Here is a 22,731-nt window from a genome sequence, read left to right on the forward strand (position 1 = left end):
GCCACTCATCACCCGGCTGTGGAAAGAATAGCAATAACCAGGCCGAAAAAGCGAGAAGCAGGACAGGGGCAGACAGGAAGGTATGATGACCGGGCTACAGAACCAGTATCGACAGGCATGCTCCCACCAGCACCACCCACAGGATATCGACCTTGGCGCGTAAGGCCAGGAAGGTTCCCAGGCAGAGTATGGCTCCCAGAGGCGACCAGGCCGTGGTCACGGCAAATCGAGCGAAGACCGCAGCCATGAGTCCCACCAATGACGCCAGGCTGGCCCGTACGGCTCGTCGGAAGAGGGGCGAGGCCTGGAGGTGGTCGAAGTATGGAGTCACGCCCACCAGGATGACCAGCGAAGGCACAAAGGCGAAGATCGCACCGATGGCTGCACCAGCCAGGCCGTAGAGGTGGTGGCCCACGAAGGCCGAGGTGATGACAATGGGCCCGGGAGTGATCTGCCCGAGGGCAATGCCATCCATGAACATCTCGGGGCTCATCCAGGCCCGGGCCGTGGTCACCTCGTGCAGCATGAGCGGCAGGGAGACGTAACCACCACCAAAGGCGAACAGGTCTACCTTGAACATGACCATCGCCAGCTCGAACAGGCCGGGGTTCAGTGCGGCCAGTGTGGCCAGCAGGATCGCCAGGGGTATGCAAAGCAGGAGCAAACGCTTGATGGGGTTATCGTGCACGTGGCTGTGTGCGGGGGCCTGCCCGTCCATGTTGCGATACAGGATCAGACCGATCAGGCAGGCTCCGACGATGGCCAGGATGGGGTTGCCCTTGAGGCCCAGCACGACGCCCGTGCCCAGGGCAATGAGCTTGTCCGGCGTATGGGTCAGATACTTGCGCGAAAAATTGATGGAAGCGTGGGCGATGAGCGCAACCACGATGAGTTTCAACCCGATAAAGGCCGCCAGCACGGGCTCCACAGTCCGGGAGGCCGCATACACTACGGACAGGGCAGTGATCAGGCAAAAAGCAGGGAGGCCAAAGCCCAGATATGCGGCAATGGCGCCGGACAGTCCACGGGCACGCAGGCCTACGTACGCAGCCATTTGCATGGCCGTGGCCCCGGGGATGGACTGGCACAGGGCCATGCCTGTGCGAAAGAGTTCTTCGTTCAGCCAGCCTTTTTTGTCGACGGCAATCTGGCGGATATAGGGAATCATGGCCGGGCCGCCAAAGGCTGTGCTGCCAAGGCGCAGGAAGGTCAGGAACAGGGTCTGGAGGCTGGGGCTGGCGTGGGGTTTGGGCATGTTGGGCCTAGAACAGGGGCAGGAGGTCTGCGCGTACAGCCAGCAGCCACCCCACCAGTGCAGAGAGTTCTCCCCAAATGATGGCCGCGCCAAGGAAGTCGCCGTTCAGGCCTCCGGATTTGCGGGCCAGGGTGTGCAGCTCCACCATCCCCAGCAAACTGATCATCAGTGCCGGAGCCAGGGCATGAAGGGGTCTGAGTCCGAGTCCGACAAAGATCGTCAAGGCCAGGGCAAAGATCAGGCTGGGCAGGGTCGCCCCTTGCAGAGTCAATTTGCCCAGCCCGGCACTGCGTGAAAGTCCCTTGCTGCAATAGGCCAGCCCGACGCATAATCCCCGCCCCAGAACAAAGGAGAAGGCGATGGTTCCAAAGGCCTTGGCTGCCAGCGCTTCGTGCAGCAGCAGGACCTGTCCGCCCATGCCCATGATCAGGCCCATGACGCCAAAGGCTCCGATATGGCTGTCCTTGATGATTTCCCAGAAGCGATCACCGGATGCGCCCGAGCCCCAGGCATCAAAAAGATCTGCCCAGCCGTCCCAGTGCAGACCGCGTGTGGCCCAGAGAGAGGCTCCTGTCAGCAGCCAAGCCTGAATCCAAGCATATCCACTCAATAACCCGAGGGCAAAGGGCAGGGTTAGCAGACCGCCAAGAACCAGACCGACCAGAGGAAAATATTTGACCGACGCGGCGATGGTCTTTTCGTCGTGGATGCGCGCGGGAGCGAGTCGAGTCAGGAAGTCCATGGCTGCCATGAACGGGGTGATCACTTTCATCGGGACTCGTCCTCTTTGGTGCTAAAAATGATGGATTCTCCAGGGGTCAGCGCTGTTGCCGTCGCGGCAGAGGCCTGATTCATGGAGAGCTCAAGGTAGCCCTGACTGCAAAGGATCAAGCCGATTCTGTTGCCCTGTAGCGTGGCATAAGTGTTTACCCGCAGCACCTGGAGGAATTGTCCTGAGTCAAGAGTCATGCCCAGTTCCGTGCCCAGGGTCAAACGAGTGGCCCAGGGGGTGGCAGCCAGATTGGTCAGGCAGTTTCCGAAGCGGTCCACGTGCAGGATGGTGGCTTTGACCTGGAAGGGTTGCTCCGTGACCAAGGGCTCAGCCCAGGGCAGGCGCATCAGGCTTGCGGGATCGATCTCAGGCCCCAGATCCGATGGCAGCGTGCCTGCGCCAAGGCTCGCTGCCAAAGGCGCAAAGACATCCCGGCCATGAAAGGTGGAACTTATGGCCGGGTCCTGCACGTGTCCAGTAACATCCCAGGCTCGGACCTTGCCCGGGACTGCCAGCACAAGACTGAGTAGTCCATTGTCCGGGGCCAGGAAGTATTGTCCGTCCCTTTCCAGGGTCACGATGCGTCGCTCCGAGCCCACTCCGGGATCGATGACGCCGACAAAGATGGCCCCCTGCGGGAAATGCTTTCGGCTGGCCTCCAGGAACAGAGCGCCTCGTGCGAGGTCATATGCAGGATTTGTGTGGCACAGGTCCACCAGCACAGCATCCGGGTGGCGCGACAGGATCGCACCCTTCATCTGGGCGACATAGGGGTCGTCCAGGCCGAAGTCCGTGAGCAGAGCGATGGTGGGACGCATGATCAGTAAGTTTTCCTCTTGGAGAAGCGGTTTCCCAGCACGTTCATGGCGTTTCCGAAGATGGTGAAGGCTTCGGGGTCGACATTGTAGACGGTTTCTTCCAGCCGTTTGACCTGCATGTTGTTGACCACGGTCAGGAGCACCTTCTTGGAGTTTCCTGAGTAGGCACCTTGTCCATGCAGGTAGGTCACGCCCCGGTGTACATTGTCCATGATGGCCTTGGCAATTTCTTCACCATGATTCGAGATGATGATGACGTATTTGCGCTGGTTGAACATACCCAGGAAATATTCGGTGACCTGGCTGTATATGAAGACGACCACCAGAGAGTACAGCATGCGGTCCACGTCCAGGAAGAGCAGGGCACAGGTGAACAGAACCGCGTTGAAGGCAAAGGAAACCTGGCCGATGCGGAGATTGTAGCGTTGGTTGAGTGCCACGGCCACAATATCCAGCCCGCCGGTGGACCCCAATGATCGAAAGGCGATGCCGGACCCTGCGCCAATGAGGCCACCTGCGGCAATGGCAGCCAGCATGGGGTCCTTGACCGGGATTTGGCCCTGCGTCAACTCCATGGCTGCTACAACCACAAGCAGGCCGTACAGGCTGTAAAAGAAAAAGCGCCTGCTGACGCCGAACCAGCCATACAGGAACACAGGAACGGAGAAAAGGAACAGCCAACTTCCGGGGCTGAGCTTGTCCGTCATGTAGTAAAACAACAGGCCGACACCGGAAACACCACCCGAGACAAAACCGTGGGGCACTGCCAGAGCCTTGATGCCGTAGCCCACGATGGATGCACCCAATGTGATGAGCAGGACGTTCCACCAGATGGAATATGTATAGTCGCGATTCATTGTCTTATTTCCTCAATAGTGAATTAAGCTCGGCGAGCTACACCCGTGAGTCTGCAATGTCCAGATTCTTTTTGCATGCATTTTGATAATGAAAAACCCGGCCCTGCGCGAGCGGGACCGGGTTGATGTCTGGTGGCGAGTTCAGCCTTACGGTTGGACGCGCACGATGGGTGCCACGTTGGGGTCAGAGGTAATGGCCGTCTGGGCAGAGGCGCCTACGGTCATCTTGTCCGACTGGTCGGGGTGGCACTTGGCACAGAACACACCCATGTCGCCGCCCTCGTCGCCCGTGGGCACGATGAGGTACTTGTAGTTGGCGTTGGAAGGATGCGGGTTGTGGCAGCTGACACAGGTGAACTTGCCTTCCCACAACAGTTCCGAGGGAACCGGAGTGTAGGTGGGCTTAACACCTGTGGGGTGCGTGGTGGAAAGATTGACGGGCATGATGCCTTCGTCTTCATTGTGGCAACCCAGGCAGGTGGCATCGATTCCGGCTGAGGTCATTGCCATGCGGGAGCGTGCCGGATTTTCAAGGTCGGTTTTGGGCGTCACACCAATGGCATAGTCTGCCTTGGCATAGTGGGTATGGTGACAGTCCATACAGTCCATATCGTGCGGCCCTTCGGCGAATGCAGTGGCCGCGCCCAAAGCGATCAGTGCAAGCAGACAGATCAAAAATACCAGCTTCCTCATTACGAACCCTCCTCGCAGGAAACAGTCGATGCGGCCAGGTAGGTCCCCATCCAGCAACCCGGCAACGCAGTATCCACGCAGTATCTGATACAGGGATGGGACCTTGTATCACAGTTACACATGCCTTGCCAACGGAGAATCAACCGAAATGATTCATGAAAAAGTCTAGAGGGAGTATTGTTGCAATGCAGCGAAACAGCAATTGACTTCGGAATGTTTGGCGCAGTGGCGCTGCCGATAAATTCCGCTGGCAGTGAGCCGTTTGCTACGGTCATGGCATGGATGAGGGGCTTCGTGGTCAATGATGTTCAGCAGATTCAGAGCGGGAAGACTCATAGGGTTATGGTTCCACAATTACAATGATGAAGAGGGACAGGGTTGAGTCCTCATCGGGATGACTGACCCAGGAGGCGTTTTGCCTGAGTGAACCAAAAAAAAAGGGAGATGATAATCATCTCCCAATGCACAAAATTTTGGATGTGATTATTCGGATTCGATGTTCAGGGTCACGTTGAAGGCAACGGCATAGAGATGGTGGAAGAAGTCCACATACTCCACAGTCACGTCATCGGGGACATTGATGCGTGCCGGGGCGAAGTTGATGATGCCCTTGACCCCTGCGTCCACCAGATAGTTAGTGGCTCGCTGAGCCCGTTCGGGTGGGGTTGTGATAATGCCGATTTCGATGCCGATCTCATCGGCTTTTTCTTTCAGCCTGCGTGAGCAGATGACTTCCAGGCCCGAGACAATCTCCCCGATCTTGAATGGGTCGCAATCGAAGGCACCCACGATGTGGAAGCCACGCAGTTTGAACTCGCGGTGATTGAGGAGCGCCCGGCCAAGGTTTCCGATGCCGACCACGGCGGTCTTCCAGACCCGGTCGACTCCAAGAGCCTGTTTGATGCTGCTAATCAGGTCCTGGACATAATAGCCCACACCGCGCACACCAAACTCACCAAAATAGGCGAGGTCCTTGCGAATCTGAGAGGGGTTCACCGAGCAGGTCTTGGCCAGCAGCTCAGAGGAGATCACATCTTTGCCGTCACGCTGGAGGCTTTCCAGAACCTGGATGTAGACCGCCATGCGCTGGATGGTCGCTCTCGGGATATGTTGGCTTTTAAGAGTCATTGCACCCTGATTCTAGCAGAGATTTGTGGAAAACAGGACCCTTATCACACATTTTTATGAAAAGTGCATTGGATTCTGTAAGTCATGTGAAATTTTTAACAAAAAACGGGAAAAAGAAGGCCGTGACGAGCACGGCCTTCCTTGAAAGCGAGTTGCTCTTTACACGAAGGGGTTCGCGAACAGGAGCAGGAGGTTGACGACCAGGGCGTAAATAGCCAGGGACTCAACGAAGGCCAGACCCAGAATCAGCATGACCTGGATTTTGCCGGAAGCCTCGGGGTTGCGGGCGGTGCCTTCACAAGCAGCCTTCAGGCCCAGGCCCTGGCCGATGCCACAACCAGCGGCGGCGATAGCCATACCGATGGCGGAACCCCACATGATGTTGCCCAGGACTTCAGGGGCAGCGTCAGAAGCAAATGCCAGGGAGGCGATGGACAGCAGGGCCACGGTGTTCAGAGCGATCATCAGGAACTTACGCATGATATTCTCCTCAGAAATACAGGTTATATAAGGTTGGTCTATGACCATTTCCCCTAAGGTTAGCTAAGGCCGGTTCTAATGCGCGTGATCCAAGGAACCCTTCAGGTAGATCATGCCGAGCATGAAGAAGATGAAGGCCTGGATGAACTTGGCAAGCACGAACAGGAAGTACATCGGCAGAGAGCCGACGACGGGTGCCAGCATGAACATCAGGATCAACACGATTTCCTCACCCTTGATGTTACCGAACAGTCGCAGAGTAAGCGAAAGCGGACGGGACAGGTGAGAGACGACTTCGATGATCATCATCAGCGGAGCCAGGGCGGGCATGGGGCCCATGAAGTGTTTGACGTAGCCGAAGCCCCACTTCTTGATGCCAATGTAGTTGTAGTACAGGAACAGGAACAGGGCCAACGCGGCGTTGGTGTTCACGTTCGCGGTCGGAGCATCGAGTCCGGGGATGAGGCCGAACCAGTTGCAGGGCAGGATGAACAGGAACAGTGCGCAGATGACGGGGAAGATCTCACGACCTTTCTCGCCAATGTTTGCAACACAGAAGTCCTCTAGCCCTCCGATAATCAACTCGAAGGCGTTCTGCAATTTACCAGGGACCATCCGGAGCTTGCGGCTCGCCAGGAAGGACAGGGTAAAGAGCAGCAGCATGACGACCCAGGTGTAGGCTACATGCGTAGGAACGTGGATTCCGAGGGACTCGAGAGCCATCGGAACGATAAACATTGGGTGCGGAAGTCCACCTGCCATTTCAGTTACGCCTCCTTGATATTTTTCCCCCTCATCCGGGTAACTGCCCAGATGAGTACCGTAACCACAACCGTGGATAGACCGGCCAGCAACGCGATGACTGAGCTGCCACCCATGACGATCAACGCGTACAGGGCAACCCCGGTCAAGATCAGGCGTCCGTAGAACCGGAACAGCATCCCGGTGACGGCCGCCTGTTGTTTCTCCAAGACTCGATGCACGAACTTGGAGAGGAAATAAAAGTTCCAGCTGGCCAATACGGCTCCAGCTGCAAAATCGAACAGTCTGGGCCAAGCCCAGCCCCCTATACAACCAATGAGCACGACTACAAGGGTCAGCGCCAACTGGTTACGCACCAGGATTCGCGTTTCCTCATGAACGAACCCACGGCGATAGAGCCCGGCCTCAATCTTCTGAATTATCCTTGTCATCTGGCATCTCTGTACGTCGCTGCAGACGTTGGGCCTGTTCGTACACGTTTTTGAACCCGGCCGCAATTCCGATAAACAGGAATATGAGCAGCATCACGGGCTTTGTGCCAAGCCACTTGTCCAGATAATACCCCATGGCAAGACCGACGAAAGTACAGACAACCATGTGGGTGCCTAGCGTACCAACGTCAACAACCAGATCGACTATCGGCTTTCTATTCTTCATACTTTCCGTTTCCAAAGAGCGTTGTGACGCCTGCGGCTGTCCCGCTGGTTATGGATCAAACCGCTTCGTTCAAACGTTCACAAACATCGCGGACCTACCACAGCAGAAGTGGCCTCGTCAACGGGAATTCACCCAATTGAGCCACGAAAGTGCGTTTTTTCACGATCGGTCCGTTGCCTGAAAACGTTGACGAAAATACCTGCATTTCAATGCTGAGGCTTAATCCTCGGGCAGGACGCAGGCATTGCCCTTGTAACTGAAGAAGAACTTCAGGGTCTTCTTGATCTTGTCGGAGAATATCTTTGGGCCGAGGTAACTCCCGGCCACACGCTTGTTGATCTCGGAGAGTGTCGGGTAGGGGTGGATGGCACCGGCCAGAGTGGAGAGTTTGACTCCTCCATTCTGTATGGCTACCCATTCTGAAATCAGCTCCCCTGCATGAGGACCAGCGATTTGTATGCCTACGGGCTTGCCCTTGTCCAGCAGCAGCTTCAACTTGCCTCTGTTTTCCCCTTCTGCCAGGGCACGGTCGTTGCCTTCGAAATTTTCGGTCATGACTTCCACTTCGCGCCCGGCGGTCTGAGCAGACTTTTCGTTCAGCCCGATGGAGGCCAGCTCCGGCCATGTGTAGGTGCACCAGGGCATGTGGGTGTAATCGGCCTTGCGCGGCAGGCGGAAGATGGCGTTGGAAACCACGATGCCACCCTCATAACCTGCGGCGTGGGTGAATTGGTGTTGGCCCGTGACGTCCCCGGCCGCGAAAATATGCTTCTGGCTGGTGCGCATGCGGGAGTCCACGGGGATGCCCCGCTTGGTCATGTCAACGCCAATGGTTTCCAGGCCCAGTCCTGCGGTATTGGTGGTGCGGCCCAGGGCAACGAGCAAGACCTCTGCCCTAACGGTCTTTCGATCACCGTTGCCCAACTCGAATTCCACCTCGCGCTGGCCGTGGGCGTCACGTACCTCGATCACCGATGCCCCGAGGTGGAAGACCACGCCCTCGGCAGCCATGGCGTCCATTACAACACCAGCCATGTCCTGATCTTCCTTGGAAAGGATCTGGGTGCTGCGCTGGACGACTTCGACCCGGGTCCCCAGCCGGTTGAAGGCTTGGGCCATCTCGGTGGCAATGGGGCCAGCCCCGAGCACAATCATGGACTCGGGCAGCTTCTTCAGGGAAAAAATCTGCTTGTTGGTAATAAACGGGGTCTGGTCCAGTCCTTTGAAGGGAGGGATTCCGGGTGAGGAACCGGTGGCAATGGCCCAGGTTCTGGCCGAGATGGTCTTGCCGCCGAAGGTGATGGAGTGTTCATCGGCAAAGCGGGCGTCACCGAATTCAACCTGGGCACCGAGTCCGCAGAATCGCTCCACGGAATCGTGGACCTGAATGGTCTCGATGACTTCGGCAATGCGCGCGGTCACCTTGGAAAAATCAACGGGAGGGATCTCCGGCTGAGGCAGGCCGAACCGGGAGGCGTTCTTCATTTGATGATAGACATGCGCCGAATGGATCAGGGTCTTGGAAGGCACGCAGCCATAGTGCAGGCAATCGCCGCCCAGTTTGTCGTCCTTTTCCACCAGCAGGGTCTTGGCCCCGAGCTGGGAACTGCCTGCCGCAATGGTCAACCCCGCAGCGCCGCCGCCGATGACACCTATGTCATAATCATACTTGGTCATGAGAGATCTCCAAACATGGCTACAGGTCCTGGCTTTTGCCCTGGCGTTGTCGGATCCGGGTGATGATCTTCTTGGCAACAAGGGGAAACAGACCCAGCAGAACAAATGAAGCGATCAGGCTGGGGGACAGGATGCCCGAGAGCGAGTCGACGCGCCCCAGTTCCTTGCCGGCATTCACATAGACCATGGTCCCTGGGAGCATGCCCAGCTGCGAAACCCAGTAGAAGCTGCGCAGGGGCATGGCGGTCAGGCCCATGGCCAGATTGATGACGAAAAAGGGGATGACCGGAATCAGGCGCACGGTGAAGAGGTAAAACGGCCCCTCGCTCTGGACCCCCTTGTTGATGGCGTCGAGCCGGTGACCGAATCTGCTTTGAACCCAGTCGCGCAGAATGAATCGGGCCGCAGTGCAGGCCAGAGTGGCACCGATGGTGCTGGCAAAAGAGATGACCAGCAGGCCTGTCCAGAATCCGAAGAGTGCACCACCAGCCAAGGTCAGTACTGCTGCTCCGGGCAGGGACATGGCCGTGGCCGTGACGTAGATCAGGAAATAGACTCCGAGCACGGAGCCCCGGTTGGCGGCGTACAGTGCTGCGAAGTCGGCTTGGCGGGATTTCAGGTAACCCAGCGTCAGGTACTGACCGAGGTCGAAGGCAAAGAACGCAATTGCCAGGAGAGCAATCACGATCAGCAGAGCCAGTTTCTTGGTGTTCATCAGGTGGTTTCCCAGCAAAGGTTGTCCGGCTTTGGAGCCAGGTTCAGCAATACATTATTGTAGCAGAGAAGACGTGAGCTTGACCAGCCGCAGGGGATGGCTTACCGCAATCAGATGTCCGCAGATACAGGGAAAGACAAGGGAAAACAGCCATCGAGCCAGGGCGAGGACCAATGCCGCCTGCTGGTGGCCGATGATGATCAGGCTGTGCGTGCGCTGGTGGCTCATCATTTTCGTGCTGCGCCGTGGCAGACTGTCTTTGCAGAGGATGGCCTGCAGGCCGCTGATCTCTATGAAGCTTCGGCCTTTGATCTGGTGCTCTTGGATCTGGAAATGCCTGGGGGAGGTGGTCAGTCCGCCGTATTGACCATGCGTCAGATCGAGCGCGCCAAGGACAGGCCCGCTGTGTCGATTCTTGCCTTGTCTGCCCATGCAGATGAGGTTGAATTTGAATTGCCCGAAGGTTTCGATGGCCTGATCGCCAAGCCTTTCAGTGCAGAGAAGTTGTTGCAAGAAGTGCGGCAGCGTTTGTGCCTCGCCCCGAAAGGGGAGCCTTCCGCCTTGTCCACGGACAAAGCCTTGCTGCACCTGATGCCCAAGGTAGCCGTGTCGTTGGCAGATCTTGGCGCCGAGGCTGGTGCTGCCTTGGAGGCCGAAGATTATGTTGCTCTTGGGAAGGCCGGGCACACCATGCTGGGCACCGCATCCTGTTTCGGGATCGGCGAGGCTGCCAGTATTGCCCGGGATCTTGAGTTGGCGGCAAAAACAAAAAGCGCCGCTCTGGCGGCGGCAGCTCTGGAGCGTCTGCCGGATGTTCTGGGCAGGCTTCCGATCTCCTGAGGCACTCAGCCTAACTGAATAATCCGTATTCGCGAATAAAGGCCAGCAATTCGCTGGCAGAGTCCAGCCCCAGCTTGCGAGTCAGGTTGGCTTTGTGCTTTTCCACGGTCTTGACGCTGATGCACAGCTCACCAGCAATGGACTTGTTGCCCTTGCCCTCTGCTGCCAGACGGATAACCTGGAGTTCCCGTTCCGTAAGTTTGTCCAAAACCGATTTCTGGTTGTTGCCGATGCCTGTTCCCAGCAGGGTGATGGGAATCTCCGGACAGATATAGGTCTGGCCGCGCAGGACGGTTTCCATGGCTTGGACCAGAGTTGGGGCAGAGGTGCTCTTGAGGATGAAGCCGTCAGCACCTGCCGCCAGTGCTCCCCGGACAACGTCTTCACGCTTGTGCGCGGTCAGGGCCAGGATCTTGGTGCCGGGGAAACGGCGCTTGATGTCCCGGATGGCCAGGGTGCCATCCATGCGGGGCAGGGAGAGGTCCATAAGCACGATGTCAGGCTCAAGGCGCTCCACGATACGCACGGCCTCGATGCCATCTCCGGCTTCACCGACGACGGAAAACGCTGAATACGCCTCGAGCAGGGTGCGAATCCCTTCCCGAACAATTTCATGATCCTCGACCAGGACCACAGTGCGTTTCATCGCGTCTCCTTTTGACTGTTCCTCAACCACCCAACAGTATTGATAAAAGCACAATACAAACGGGGTGACAAGCCCAAAACATTTCGGCTGTGTGGGGCTTGTCTGCTGATATCAGGGGATTCCCCCATTGTCATTGCTTTGCGCCCGAATAGAGTATGCAGGATTATTCCATGAAAAGATGGGGGACCTTGGCATGTGGAAGAGTATCTTTGTTTTCATTGTTTTTGCCGGGATCGCCTGGATGGTTTTGTGTTTAATGCCTTGTGAAGTGGGTGCAACTTCGTTGCATTGCGTGATCATGGAGGAATGCCAGAGGCAGGGCCTGGATGATCGTGAATGCCTGGCCCGATACGAACCCGAGTTGCTCAGTCATATCACCACCAATGTTCAGACGCTCAAGGCACCTTGTCAGTATTCGGCAGAATACTATCCGGTGCACAAGCCCCTGTGCGAGGCCGTCTGTGCACGTGTCGAAGAGTGGGGCTACTGAGTTGATTGCCGGGTAGAGGCGATTTGGCCTGTCGTACGTGACAGGGATATCCCCTTCAGTGATGTGGACCATATCGAAAATCCCCCAGACCTTGATGGTCCAGGGGATTTTTGGCTTAGAACAGGGTATTGACCATTTCCAGTGCAGGGGGCGGCCCCCACGATCCGGCACTGTAGGGATGAAGATGCTCGCGCACGTCTCCGCATTCCTCGCACAACTCCAGAATGGGTGTCAGGAATCCCCAGCATAATTCCACGCTGTCCTGGCGCCAGAAAAGCATCTGGTCTCCCAGCATGCAGTCCAGCAGGACCTTTTCGTAGGCATCAAGCCCCTCGCCGCTTCCGGTGGCGAAATCAAAACTCATGGTCACGGGCGACAGGCAGGGTTTGGCACCCGGAGCCTTGGTTTGGAAGGTCAGCGAAATGGAGTTTTCCGGATGGATATCCATCACCAGTCGGTTGCCCGCGATGTCCTGCCCCAGAACATCTCGGAACATGGAGTGCGGCACTTCGCGGAACTGGACCACGATGCGCGTGATCTTCTCGCGCAGGCGTTTGCCGCTCATGATGTGAAACGGCACGCCCTGCCAGCGCCAGTTGTCCACCCAGACCCGCATCATGGCAAAGGTCGGCGTCTTGGAATTCGGGGCAACATCAGGCTCCTGCCGATAGCCCAGGACGGCTTTACCGTTCATGGTTCCTGGGCCGTATTGGCCAAGAATCAGATCGTCCCGCAACCGTTCGGGGGCAAAAGGCCGTAGTGATCGATAGACCTTTGATTTTTCGTCACGCACCCGGTCCGCCGCAAACAGGGATGGCGGTTCCGCCGCCACCAGCGCCAGAATCTGCATCATGTGGTTCTGAAACATGTCCCTCAAGACGCCGGCCTGTTCGTAGTATCCGGCGCGGTGTTCCACTCCCAGTTGCTCGGATGAGGCGCAGGTCACGTATTCGATATACTGGCGGTTCCAGACCGGCTCGAAAATGGAGTTGGCAAACCGGAACATCAGGATGTTCTGGATGGTTTCCTTGGCCAGATAATGGTCGATTCGAAAAATCTGATGTTCGGCGAAGTGCGCATCCAGAGTGATGTCCAGGTGGCGGGCTGAGGGCAAATCGCGCCCAAAGGGCTTTTCCACCACAATGCGGGCAAAGGAGCTGGCTTTCTCGTGGGTCAGTCCGACTTGTCCGAGCCGTGTGGCGATGGCCTCGTATACGGTCGGAGGGGTGGCGAGGTAGAAGATGCGGTTGTCTCTGGTACTGAATTCTTCACGTTGGTTGTCGAGCATTGTTTTCAGGGCGCCAAATCCCTGGGACTCATCGTAATCCAGTTGCTGATAGAACAGGCGGGATTCGATTTGATCCCAAAGGGCGGTGTCGAAGTTGTCTTGTGTGGACATGGCCTCACGCATGCGTGTTCTGAACTGGTCAGTACTCAGGTCCGTGCGCGCCGCACCGGTGATGGTGTAGGCCTCGGGCAAGCCACCATTGCAGGCAAGATTGTAGAGTGCGGGCATCAGTTTGCGAGCGGTGAGATCACCGGATGCCCCGAAGATGACCAGGGCACACGGCGCAGGACGCTGGGTCAGTACGCAATGTGCTGTGATCTCCTCGGTCTTGCGGATTGCCTGTGCGGTGATGTGGGCTGTTGTTTCGTCCATGGCGTCATTCTCCGCTTTTCTTGATGGCATGCCCGCCAAATTGGTTGCGCAGGGCGGCAAGCAGGCGGTCGGCAAAGGCACCTTCATCCCGCGAACGGAAACGCTCCATCAGGGACAGGGTCAGCACCGGGGCCGAGACTCCGAGTTCCACGGCCTGGTCCACTGTCCAGCGCCCTTCGCCCGAGTCCTCCACATACGGGGCGATCCCCTCCAGTCGACCATCCTGGGCAAAGGCGGTTTCCGCCAGCTCCAACAGCCAGGAACGGACCACGCTGCCCTGATTCCACAGGTGGGCCACCTCGCCAAAATCCATGCCCTTGCCATAGGGCGAGGCCTCCAGCAGGGCAAAACCTTCGGCATAGGCCTGCATCATGCCGTATTCGATGCCGTTGTGGATCATCTTTACGAAGTGCCCGGCTCCCACGGCTCCGCAGTGCAGATGTCCTTCGGGTGGTGCCAGGGTGTCCAAGGCAGGGCGCAGCCGCTCATAGGCCTCGGCAGGTCCGCCTACCATGGTGCAGTATCCGACCGTGAGTCCCCAGATGCCACCGCTGACCCCGGCATCGGCATAGAGCAGCCCCATTGTCTTGAGCTGCTCCGCACGGCGGATGTCGTCCTTGAAGTTGGAGTTGCCGCCGTCCACGATCAGATCCCCGCGGTCCAGCATGCCGGTCAGCTGTTTGATGTGTTCGTCCACGGGTGTTCCCGCAGGCAGCATGATCCATATGGTCCGGGGGGGCTCAAGCCGGGAGACAAACTCCTTGAGCGAATAGGTGGCCAAACCTCCCTCGGCAGCCAATTGATCCGTCTTTGCAGGGCTGCGATTGAATGCCAGCACCTCGTGTCCGCCCTGCACCAGCCGTCGCGCCATATTCATGCCCATTCGACCAAGGCCGATCATTCCTATCTGCATGGGATTCTCCACGGGTTAGAGTTCCTTTCAGCATACCGCGATACACGGGAATGGCAAAGGGTTCTCATGAGATAGGTCGTAGGGTGATGTTTGTCACAGAGCAGTCCTGCCCTGGCGTGAATGGTTTCGCTTTGGGGTGAGACGTAAAAGAAAAACCCCGGCATCGTCTGATGCCGGGGCGATCTCTTCAGGGGAAGGCAGGGGCTAGTAGGCTTCCTTGTAGTCCAGGTCTTCCTGAGTGATCTTGTGGGAGAAGGTCCGGTAGACCCAGGCCTGGTAGGCCAGGACAATGGGCACCATGACCAGGGCCACACCCAGCATGATTTTCAGGGTCAGTGGGCTGGAGGCCGAATTGTAGATGGTCATGCTCCAGGCCGGGTTCAGGTTGGACGGCAGCAGGGCCGGGAACAGGCCGATGACCCCAAACAGTGTCACCCCGGCGATGAATACAGCAGAGCTGGTCCAGGCGCGCCACATCTTGCCGGAACCCAGGGCCGGGCGGACCGAGATCAGGCCCAGCACGGCACCGAGCAGGACCAAGAACAGCAGCGGGTTCTTCATATAGTTATTGAAAAGCATGGTCTCGATGCTGGTGTAGGCCAGAAAGAGTACCGTGCCCACCACGGCCACGGGCCAGGTTTTGATGGCCACGGCCTTGGCTCGCTCGTGCAGGTCGCCGCCGGATTTGATGGCTAGCCAGATGGCGCCGTGCATGGTGAACATCACCACAAAGAGCACGCCACCGAACAGGCCGTAGGGATTCAGGAGTTGGAGCAGCCCTTCCTGATTCACGCCCTGGGCATCCAGGGGGATGCCGCGGAAGATGTTGGCAAAGGCCACGCCCAGCAGCAGGGCGGGCAGGAAACTGCCCAGGAAGTGGCAGGTGTCCCAGACCTTGCGCCAGGAGTCGTTATCCACCTTGCTGCGGAATTCAAAAGATACTCCGCGCAAGATGAGTGCGAACAGCAACAGGAACAGAGCGGTGTACATGCCGCTGAACAAAGCTGCGTAGGCTGCAGGGAAGGCCGCGAAAGTCACACCGCCTGCAGTGATCAGCCAGACTTCGTTGCCGTCCCAAAAGGGGCCGGCCGCGTTGTAGATGGTGCGTTTTTCGGTTTCGTTCTTGGCGATGAAGGGCAACAGCGTTCCCATCCCGAGGTCGAAGCCGTCAAGGACGAAGTAGATGGCCCATAACACGCCCCACAGAAGGAACCAGATGGTTTCAAGAGTCATGATCGTACCCTCTCAGGTCTCAGGTTGTCGTCGATGCAGGGCATCGGCCTATTCCGGTCCCTTGCGGGCGTATTTCATCATCAGGAAGATATCCACGGCCCCGAGCAGGGCGTAGATCAGGCTGAGCATCACGAAGGAGAACACCACCTGTGATGTCGCCAGAGGCGACACGGCATCCGAGGTGCGCATCAGGCCCTGCACGATCCAGGGCTGACGGCCGACTTCGGTTACGGTCCAGCCTGCGAAGATGGCGATGTAGGGCAGTGGGATCATCCAGGGCAGGAACCTCAGCAGCGGGAATTTGTCCAATCTGTTGCGGAACAGGAAGGCCAGCCCGGCAACCAGAGGGAACAGTGTTCCCAGGCCCACCATCAGCCGGAACGAGAGGAAGGTCAGCAGCACAGGCGGACGGTCCTGTTCCGGGATGTCGTTCAGCCCGGTGACCTCGGCGTTGACGTCATTGAAGGCCAGAAACGACAGCAGCCCTGGAATGGGCAGCGCCTGAATCATGTTGCCGTCCTCGGTCAGGCTGGGCATTTGCAGCAGATACATGGGCGCGTTGGTCTGGGTCTCCCAGTGCGATTCCATGGCCGCAAGCTTGGCAGGCTGCATCAGGGCGGTATTGTTGCCGTGGATATGTCCCCCGGCTGCAACGAGAACCGAGAAGATCAGTGCGGCGCCCATGCCGATCTTGAAAGATCTGGTGAAAAAGGCTTCTTCGTTTTTACGCAACAGATGCCAGGCGGAGATGCCCATGATGAAGAAACCGGCCAGCATGATAGCGGCGGGGATCATGTGCATGAATTGCAGCAGTCCGGTGGTGTTGGTGATGACATCGAAAAAATTGTCGAGTTCGGCACGACCGTTGCGCATCACATAGCCCACGGGGTTTTGCATGAATCCGTTGGCTAGCAGGATCCATAGTCCGGAAAGATTGGAGGCAATGGCCACGATCCAGATGGCGAAACAGTGCATTTTGGGGGACAGCCGATCCCAGCCGAAGACCCAGACAGCAATGAATGTGGATTCCAGGAAAAAGGCCACGGTAGCTTCGATGGCCAGGAGCGAGCCGAAGATGTCGCCCACATAGGCCGAGTAACGCGACCAGTTGGTGCCAAACTGGAATTCCAGGGTGATGCCGGTGACAACGCCCAGAGCAAAGTTGATGAGGAAGAGTTTGCCCCAGAACTTGGCCATGCGTTTGTACGTTTCGTCACCTGTGCTCACGTATCTGGTTTCCATGATGGCAACCAGAATCGACAGGCCCAGGGTCAACGGCACGAAGATGAAGTGGAACATCGTGGCCGCAGCAAACTGGAGCCTGGACAGCATCAAAACGTCCATGGAGCCCCCCTTTGGTTGAAGAGTTTTAGTAAGAATGTATGGGTCATCGGGGGGCGCGGGGCCCCCCGGTGGTATTCATCTTATTTGAGCTTGGCCTTCAGGGCTTTGCCCACGGCGCGTCCCTGCTCGACGCATTGGTCCAGCATCGCCTGATCGGGTACATGTTTGATTTTTACTGCGGGGTCCACGACCTCGAATTTCATATCTTCCAGCCACTGGGTGATGACCTTGACGCATTCGCCACTCCAGCCAAAGGAACCAAAGGCCGCGGCGATTTTGTTCTGGGGCTTCAACCCCTTCATGTAGGTCAGCAGATCGGCCACTAGTGGCAGGATGCCATTGTTGTGAGTGGGTGATCCCACCACCACGGCTCCGGCCTGGAAGATTTCGCTCATCACCTCGGAGTGGTGGAATGATTTGAGAGCCATGATCTTCACGGACACGCCTTCGTCGGTCAGGCCATCGGCAATGGCCTGTGCCATTTTCTCTGTGGAGTGCCACATGGTGTCGTACACGACCACGGCCCGGTTGGTGTCTTCCTGTGCGGCATATTCGCGGTAGGAATCCAGGGCAAAGGCCACGTCTTCGGCGCCACGGAAGATCAGTCCGTGGTCCGGGGCGATCATGTCGATCTCCAGGTTCATTTCGTCCACGGCATCGAGAATCTTGTCCACGACCTGCGAGAACGGAGTCACGATGTTGCCGTAGTATTCGGTCATGCGGCGTTTGACGAAGCTGCGGTCCATCTCGTCCACAAAGCGTTCGGTGGATGCGATGTTCTGACCGAAGGCGTCGTTGGGAATGAGCAGCTTGTCTTCGGGAATGTAGGACAGCATGGAGTCGGGCCAGTGCAGCATGCGTGCTTCGATGAAGTGCACGTTGCGCTTGCCCAGGGAAATGGATGAACCGGACTTGACGGCCTCCACGGGCCATCCCTGGGGATGGAAGTGGGCATCAATGGCGCGCACGCCCATGGGCGAACAGAAGACTTTTTCAGGGCTGCAGGCCTGGATCATTTGCGGCAGGGCGCCGCTGTGGTCGGGTTCCAGGTGGTTGGCCACGATGTAGTCGATTTTGCAGGGGTCCACCACCTGGGCGATGGTATCCAGGAACTGCTCGACGAACGGTGCCTTGACCGTGTCGAACAGGGTGATCTTCTCATCCATGACGAGATAGGCGTTGTAGGTGGTTCCGTGGCGCGCCAGGGAATAACCGTGGAAGTCGATGGTGTTCCAGTCCACGGCTCCTACCCACCAGATGCCTTCTTTGATTTCAACGGGTCGCATGCTTGGTCTCTTTTTCTGATAAGTGATGCCGGGCGTCCCCGGCCAGGGATGTATCGGGAGGGCCAAGGCCCTCCCGCTTGTCGTCAATGCTGACTATTCCTTTTCGAACTGATCTTTGGGTGCTCCGCAGACAGGGCAGACCCAGTCCTCGGGGACGTCTTCGAACTTGGTGCCCGCTGCAACGTCGGAATCGGGATCGCCTTCGGCGGGGTCATAGACATAGCCACAGATGGTGCAGACGTATTTATCCATGATGTTTTATCTCTCTTCTCTGGTTGAGGTTAGGCCTCGGCCTTCCACAGGCCGTGCAGGTTGCAGTACTCGCGTGCGCTGACCTTGTCGGCCTTGACGCAGAATTCGGCGACAGGCTCCTGCCCGGGGTTCAGGAACTGGGTATAGGACTTGCCGTCGGCGATGAGCTCGATCCATTCAATCCAGTGTTTTTCTTCCATGGGGTGTGCCACACTGCCCACGGTGACCTTGTAGCCGCTCTCGGTCTTCTCGATAACGGGCACGTGTTTTTCCTGGGCTGCATCAACGGTGTTTTCCTTGAATAGCTTCATGTTCTCGCCACAGCAGACCAGGTCACCGGCGCCGCCATGAAGCACTTCAACGATATTCCCGCACGCTTGGCACTTATACACTTCGAGCAATTCTGGCATGTCACTTCTCCAGATGTTGAGGGGTCTCCCCCACTTGGTTATTAATTGCTAATGGTTCCTATTACCTGGATTACCAGTTTTTGCAAGCGATTTCGAAGTGTGCTCGTGGATGGACACAGGCGGGGCACTCATCAAGGGCCTCAGGGCCGTGGTGAATGTAGCCGCAGTTACGGCAACGCCACATGATGTCCTGACCCGGGCGGGCGAAGACGATATCCTTCTCGATATTATGGATAAAGGCCCGGTAGCGTTCCTCGTGGAAGGCCTCTGCCACGGCAATGGCCTTGAAGGTGTTGGCGATTTCGACAAGTCCTTCCTGTTCGGCGATCACGGCAAACTCAGGATACATGATCTCGTGTTCGTGTTTTTCACCTTCGGCAGAAGCGTAGAGATTTTCCAGGGTCGAGCCCATTTTGCCTGCAGGGAATCCTGCGGAGATGGTGACCTCATGCCCTTCGGTCAGGTACTTGAACAGACGCTTGGCGTGCTCCTTCTCCTGTAGGGCAGTTTCCTGGAAGATATGCATGATCTGCACGTAGCCGTCCTTCTTGGCGATGGAGGCAAAATAGTCGTAGCGATTGCGAGCCTGGGACTCACCGGCGAAGGCCGTGAGCAGATTGACTTCTGTTTTGGTGCCTTTGAGGGGTTTCATCGGCAACCCTCCTTGTGATGTGTTCGAGGTTATCGGGCATCTGCCCTGTTGACGGACGTCGTTATACTAAAAAATGCTATCCGTTAAAGGATATACAGCCTTTGAATACACGTGGCAACCAGCCTTGAGTTTGTGAGGTCGTGTCCCGGAGAGAAGTCAGGGGTGAGAACCCCGAGAGTCAGGTTCGGGCGTCGATGAGGGCTTGGAGTTCTGCTGTACTGATTTCCAGTTCGGGGTTGAAGGCCACGCCGAATTCATCGTTGTTGGTCCAGCAGACCGTGGCTGCCAGATGGTTCAGAGGCTGACGCGTGTTGGGGAGCATGGTGTCCAGGATCAGCTGTGTGCCTTTTCCCGGGGGGCGGCCACAATAGTCTTGAGTCGTGCGCCTCCGGGGCTCAGGTCGATGAGTGTGACGTCCGTCTTTGCTGATTCAACAGTGAATTGGCATTTGGTCTTGAAGCCGAAGGCTTTGAGGATGATGCGCGGATGGCGCCTGCGGTCGGAATCGGCGGTTGTGGACATGAAAAATCCCCCGGGCTTGGTTTGTCACAGTCATTGCAACATACCTTATGCCCGGGGGAAAATCCAAGGTGTATATTATTCCTTAAACTTCTCCACCAGAGTGGACAGCTTTTCGGACATGGCCGCCACTTCCTGAATGGAGGTGTTGGCCTCGTTGATGCGCGTCGAGATGCTTTGTGAGAGTTCGTTGATTCCGGTGACGTTGATGTTGATCTCTTCACTGGTCGCGGACTGTTGCTCAGAAGCGGTGGCGATGGAGCGAACCATGTCGGCGATGGAGTCGGATTGTTCCACGATCTCCTTGAGGACTTGGCCAGCAGCTTCTGCCATCTGTTCGGTATGCCCCACACGCTCGCGTGTGTTGGTCATTTCTTCCACGGCTTCCTTGGCGCTGGACTGAATGGCGGTGATGGCAGAGTCGACTTCCTGGGTCGCGCCCATGGTCTTTTCCGCCAGCTTGCGTACTTCGTCTGCCACCACGGCAAATCCGCGTCCGGCTTCGCCGGCACGTGCGGCTTCGATAGCGGCATTGAGGGCCAGGAGGTTGGTCTGGTCGGCAATGTCGTTGATGACCGCCATGACGGCACCAATGTTTTCGGCCTTGGTTGAGAGATCGTTCAAGGTCTCGGCCAGAGCCTCGGTGGTGCGAGCCATTTCGCGGGTTTCCTCGACCGTGCGTTCGACCTCTTTCCCGCCGCCCTTGGCAACGCTGGAAGCTGCGTCAGAAGCATCAGAAGCCTTGCCCGCATTCTGGGCCACTTCCATGACTGTGGCGTTCATCTCTTCCATGGCCGTAGCCACCTGGGAGGTCTGGCCGGCAGTCTCTGCCATGCCGTTGGTCACTTCATTCATCTGGCGTGAGAGTTCACCCGCAGAGTCGTTCAGGTTGTTGGCGACACCGGCCACTTCATTGGCAACCTGAAGCAGGTTTTCTCGCTGGGCGCGGATGCGCTCCTTGTCGCGCTCTTCCTGGGTCAGATCGATCATCATGCCAATGGCGCCAACGATATTGTCTGCGGCGTCCTTGAGTGGCGAGATCTCGTAGTGCAGCGGGAAGGCGACTCCATCACTGCGGGTATATTCCATCTGGCCGTTCTTGCTCTGACCACTGGCAATGACCTGGTTGGCAACGTCACCGTGTTCGCTGTCCGTGAAGATCGAGGCCAGGGTATGGCCGACGATTTCATCCTCAGACAGGCCAAGGATATTGCGTAGCGGAGCGTTGATGTAATTGAAACGGCTGTCGTTGTCCGTGACGAACAAGGGGATGATGATGCCTTGCAGGACGCCCTTGTTGTATTCTAATTGGTCCTGAACCGTCTGGACCATAACCTTGAGGTTGTCGGCCAGATTGGCGAGTTCATCATGTCCAACGACTTCGAATTGTGCGCTGTAGTCGCCCTCGCGGATACGGTCACTAATGGCGGCGATGGTCACTATTTTGCTGATGACGATCTTCTTGATGAACAGCCCGAGCAGGAGCAGCAGGAAGATTGCGCCAGCAAAGGAGATGATGGCGGTCGTGCGCTCGGAGGCCGCGACCTTGGCCATCTGGGGGCTGATATCCTGGAACAGGACCATGGTTCCCAAAATTTCCTGTGAACTGCCGTGGCAGTGGTAACATTCCTTGTGGTTGGGAATGGTGTCCACCGCGACGAAAAAGGATTGATCGCCGTGCTTGAGCTGCACGCCTTTGCTCATGTCCTGCTTCAGACTTTTTTCGAGGCAGGGCAGGAACTCTGGAATATTGCGAACTTCAGCCATGTCCCGGCGCAGCGTGCCTTCGTCCGTGGAGTAGGTGATGTTGCCTTTGTAGTTTGTCAGATAGACGGTGACGTCTGGATAGTTTTTGGCCACTTTGCGCAGCTGGCCCACCGTGCCTTCGTTGTCTCCGATTGCCATGGGCTCCTCAATGGCGGAGAGGAGGATGGAGGCCATTTGCGTCGCGGAATGGTTGATGAGTTCAGCGGTGGCAGAGCGATGCTGCTGCGAGTTGGTAAACCCGAGGATCGCAAAGGTGATCACCGTGATCACGGAGACAGGCAGGATGATTTTGATGCCCAGAGACTTGCGAATGAAATTCATGGTTCCCCCTTTCCCTAGTGAGCCCCGCCGTACAGGAGCGGCTTGAAGTTGAACGCCCCGACACGATCGGCGTTGTGACAGGTCTCGCAATCTTCAAGGGCAAGTGTGCCCTTGATCAGGTCGGGGTCGCCTCCCTCGGCGACATGCTCGGAACCAGGACCGTGACAGACTTCGCAGCCTGCATGGGCCATTTCGGGGGTTTCCTCGAAGCTGACGAACCCACCAGGTTGCCCATAGCCTGTCGTATGACAGGCGTAGCATTCTTGAAGTTCTTCCTTGGTCAGATCGGAAGCCATGATTTTGATGCTGCGATCTGAGTGGGCTTTCTTGGCAAACTGTTCAAAGTTTTCGAACTGTTCGTCATGGCATTCGGAACAGGCGTTGGAGCCCACATACGTGGCTTGCCCGGTTTGCGCAGGGCGGGTGATCAAGAGAGATAGAGAGACACAAACGGCACAGGCAATGAAGACAACAACCCGGTTTTTCATACCATTCCTCCCGTTTTAAGGCCATTGTGTACCCTATTGCGTTAACCGTCAGTTTTGTCAAATAAATTACCGAATCACACCCTGTGTAGTAGGCAT

The 22,731-nt window shown here is 57.2% G+C and carries 27 protein-coding genes; 2 read left to right on the forward strand and 25 right to left on the reverse strand.

Going from position 1 to position 22,731, the window contains the following annotated elements; translation table 11 throughout:
* Nucleotides 1-94 precede the first annotated feature (94 nt).
* From chrA to EL361_RS14495, 12 genes are all read right to left on the reverse strand, one after another.
* Nucleotides 95-1,255 carry a chromate efflux transporter gene (chrA, locus tag EL361_RS14440; RefSeq protein WP_126380657.1) on the reverse strand — a complete coding sequence of 387 codons (1,161 nt, stop codon included), beginning with the start codon at nucleotides 1,253-1,255 and terminating at the stop codon, nucleotides 95-97.
* Between the two features lie 7 nt (nucleotides 1,256-1,262).
* Nucleotides 1,263-2,027 carry an adenosylcobinamide-GDP ribazoletransferase gene (locus EL361_RS14445; RefSeq protein WP_172961775.1) on the reverse strand — a complete coding sequence of 255 codons (765 nt, stop codon included), beginning with the start codon at nucleotides 2,025-2,027 and terminating at the stop codon, nucleotides 1,263-1,265.
* Complete coding sequence (locus EL361_RS14450) at nucleotides 2,024-2,845, reverse strand: SAM hydrolase/SAM-dependent halogenase family protein (RefSeq protein ID WP_126380658.1); 822 nt, start codon at nucleotides 2,843-2,845, stop codon at nucleotides 2,024-2,026. The genes EL361_RS14445 and EL361_RS14450 overlap by 4 nt, the downstream gene beginning before the upstream one ends.
* Before the next feature lie 2 nt (nucleotides 2,846-2,847).
* Nucleotides 2,848-3,702 (reverse strand): YitT family protein, encoded by an 855-nt coding sequence (locus tag EL361_RS14455; RefSeq protein ID WP_126380659.1) that lies wholly within the window; start codon nucleotides 3,700-3,702, stop codon nucleotides 2,848-2,850.
* Nucleotides 3,703-3,849: 147 nt separating this feature from the next.
* Nucleotides 3,850-4,395 carry a cytochrome c3 family protein gene (locus EL361_RS14460; protein ID WP_126380660.1) on the reverse strand — a complete coding sequence of 182 codons (546 nt, stop codon included), beginning with the start codon at nucleotides 4,393-4,395 and terminating at the stop codon, nucleotides 3,850-3,852.
* A 483-nt stretch (nucleotides 4,396-4,878) separates the two neighbouring features.
* Entirely contained in the window at nucleotides 4,879-5,523 is a 645-nt protein-coding gene (locus tag EL361_RS14465; RefSeq protein ID WP_126380661.1) for a redox-sensing transcriptional repressor Rex, read from the reverse strand.
* Nucleotides 5,524-5,682: 159 nt separating this feature from the next.
* Nucleotides 5,683-6,003 (reverse strand): ATP synthase F0 subunit C, encoded by a 321-nt coding sequence (gene atpE / locus EL361_RS14470; RefSeq protein WP_126380662.1) that lies wholly within the window; start codon nucleotides 6,001-6,003, stop codon nucleotides 5,683-5,685.
* Between the two features lie 75 nt (nucleotides 6,004-6,078).
* Complete coding sequence (gene atpB, locus EL361_RS14475; RefSeq protein WP_126380663.1) at nucleotides 6,079-6,765, reverse strand: F0F1 ATP synthase subunit A; 687 nt, start codon at nucleotides 6,763-6,765, stop codon at nucleotides 6,079-6,081.
* A gap of 5 nt (nucleotides 6,766-6,770) precedes the next feature.
* Nucleotides 6,771-7,196 (reverse strand): ATP synthase subunit I, encoded by a 426-nt coding sequence (locus EL361_RS14480; protein ID WP_126380664.1) that lies wholly within the window; start codon nucleotides 7,194-7,196, stop codon nucleotides 6,771-6,773.
* Complete coding sequence (locus EL361_RS14485) at nucleotides 7,171-7,422, reverse strand: AtpZ/AtpI family protein (RefSeq protein ID WP_126380665.1); 252 nt, start codon at nucleotides 7,420-7,422, stop codon at nucleotides 7,171-7,173. The genes EL361_RS14480 and EL361_RS14485 overlap by 26 nt, the downstream gene beginning before the upstream one ends.
* A 219-nt stretch (nucleotides 7,423-7,641) precedes the next feature.
* Nucleotides 7,642-9,099, reverse strand: coding sequence for a dihydrolipoyl dehydrogenase family protein (locus EL361_RS14490; RefSeq protein WP_126380666.1), 1,458 nt, complete (start codon nucleotides 9,097-9,099; stop codon nucleotides 7,642-7,644).
* A 19-nt stretch (nucleotides 9,100-9,118) separates the two neighbouring features.
* Nucleotides 9,119-9,814, reverse strand: coding sequence for a TVP38/TMEM64 family protein (locus tag EL361_RS14495; RefSeq protein WP_126380667.1), 696 nt, complete (start codon nucleotides 9,812-9,814; stop codon nucleotides 9,119-9,121).
* A 96-nt stretch (nucleotides 9,815-9,910) separates the two neighbouring features.
* Between EL361_RS14495 and EL361_RS14500 the strand changes: the two genes are divergently transcribed.
* Complete coding sequence (locus tag EL361_RS14500; RefSeq protein WP_126380668.1) at nucleotides 9,911-10,654, forward strand: response regulator; 744 nt, start codon at nucleotides 9,911-9,913, stop codon at nucleotides 10,652-10,654.
* Between the two features lie 10 nt (nucleotides 10,655-10,664).
* Here EL361_RS14500 and EL361_RS14505 read toward each other — a convergent pair whose 3' ends face one another.
* Nucleotides 10,665-11,300, reverse strand: coding sequence for a response regulator (locus tag EL361_RS14505; protein ID WP_126380669.1), 636 nt, complete (start codon nucleotides 11,298-11,300; stop codon nucleotides 10,665-10,667).
* 193 nt (nucleotides 11,301-11,493) lie between these two features.
* On the opposite strand from EL361_RS14505, the gene EL361_RS14510 reads away from it, so the two are divergent.
* A complete protein-coding gene (locus EL361_RS14510; RefSeq protein WP_126380670.1) occupies nucleotides 11,494-11,790 on the forward strand; it encodes a hypothetical protein in 297 nt (98 codons plus the stop codon).
* A gap of 115 nt (nucleotides 11,791-11,905) precedes the next feature.
* On the opposite strand, the gene zwf is transcribed toward EL361_RS14510, so the two are convergent.
* The 12 genes from zwf to EL361_RS14565 form a co-directional block, all read right to left on the reverse strand.
* A complete protein-coding gene (gene zwf, locus EL361_RS14515; RefSeq protein ID WP_126380671.1) occupies nucleotides 11,906-13,450 on the reverse strand; it encodes a glucose-6-phosphate dehydrogenase in 1,545 nt (514 codons plus the stop codon).
* A 4-nt stretch (nucleotides 13,451-13,454) separates the two neighbouring features.
* On the reverse strand, nucleotides 13,455-14,363 hold the full coding sequence (gene gnd, locus EL361_RS14520) for a phosphogluconate dehydrogenase (NAD(+)-dependent, decarboxylating) (protein WP_126380672.1): 909 nt from the start codon (nucleotides 14,361-14,363) through the stop codon (nucleotides 13,455-13,457).
* Nucleotides 14,364-14,567: 204 nt separating this feature from the next.
* The gene (cydB, locus tag EL361_RS14525; protein WP_126380673.1) at nucleotides 14,568-15,596 is read right to left on the reverse strand and encodes a cytochrome d ubiquinol oxidase subunit II; all 1,029 of its coding nucleotides are present in this window, start codon (nucleotides 15,594-15,596) and stop codon (nucleotides 14,568-14,570) included.
* Nucleotides 15,597-15,644: 48 nt separating this feature from the next.
* Entirely contained in the window at nucleotides 15,645-16,940 is a 1,296-nt protein-coding gene (locus tag EL361_RS14530; protein ID WP_126380674.1) for a cytochrome ubiquinol oxidase subunit I, read from the reverse strand.
* 80 nt (nucleotides 16,941-17,020) lie between these two features.
* Nucleotides 17,021-18,226, reverse strand: a complete 1,206-nt coding sequence (locus EL361_RS14535) for an FprA family A-type flavoprotein (RefSeq protein WP_126380675.1) — start codon at nucleotides 18,224-18,226, stop codon at nucleotides 17,021-17,023.
* A 93-nt stretch (nucleotides 18,227-18,319) separates the two neighbouring features.
* Nucleotides 18,320-18,478 (reverse strand): rubredoxin, encoded by a 159-nt coding sequence (gene rd, locus EL361_RS14540; RefSeq protein WP_126380676.1) that lies wholly within the window; start codon nucleotides 18,476-18,478, stop codon nucleotides 18,320-18,322.
* Nucleotides 18,479-18,507: 29 nt separating this feature from the next.
* The gene (locus tag EL361_RS14545) at nucleotides 18,508-18,888 is read right to left on the reverse strand and encodes a desulfoferrodoxin (protein ID WP_126380677.1); all 381 of its coding nucleotides are present in this window, start codon (nucleotides 18,886-18,888) and stop codon (nucleotides 18,508-18,510) included.
* Between the two features lie 70 nt (nucleotides 18,889-18,958).
* Nucleotides 18,959-19,540, reverse strand: coding sequence for a rubrerythrin (gene rbr / locus EL361_RS14550; RefSeq protein WP_126380678.1), 582 nt, complete (start codon nucleotides 19,538-19,540; stop codon nucleotides 18,959-18,961).
* 178 nt (nucleotides 19,541-19,718) lie between these two features.
* Entirely contained in the window at nucleotides 19,719-19,862 is a 144-nt protein-coding gene (locus tag EL361_RS17125; protein WP_172961776.1) for a hypothetical protein, read from the reverse strand.
* Nucleotides 19,863-19,873: 11 nt separating this feature from the next.
* Nucleotides 19,874-20,062 (reverse strand): PilZ domain-containing protein, encoded by a 189-nt coding sequence (locus tag EL361_RS14555; protein WP_126380679.1) that lies wholly within the window; start codon nucleotides 20,060-20,062, stop codon nucleotides 19,874-19,876.
* 75 nt (nucleotides 20,063-20,137) lie between these two features.
* Nucleotides 20,138-22,147, reverse strand: coding sequence for a methyl-accepting chemotaxis protein (locus tag EL361_RS14560; protein WP_126380680.1), 2,010 nt, complete (start codon nucleotides 22,145-22,147; stop codon nucleotides 20,138-20,140).
* Nucleotides 22,148-22,161: 14 nt separating this feature from the next.
* A complete protein-coding gene (locus EL361_RS14565) occupies nucleotides 22,162-22,635 on the reverse strand; it encodes a cytochrome c family protein (protein WP_126380681.1) in 474 nt (157 codons plus the stop codon).
* Nucleotides 22,636-22,731 lie beyond the last annotated feature (96 nt).

The sequence above is a fragment of the Desulfovibrio ferrophilus genome (genome assembly GCF_003966735.1).
In the GTDB taxonomy this organism is placed as follows: domain Bacteria; phylum Desulfobacterota; class Desulfovibrionia; order Desulfovibrionales; family Desulfovibrionaceae; genus Desulfovibrio_Q; species Desulfovibrio_Q ferrophilus.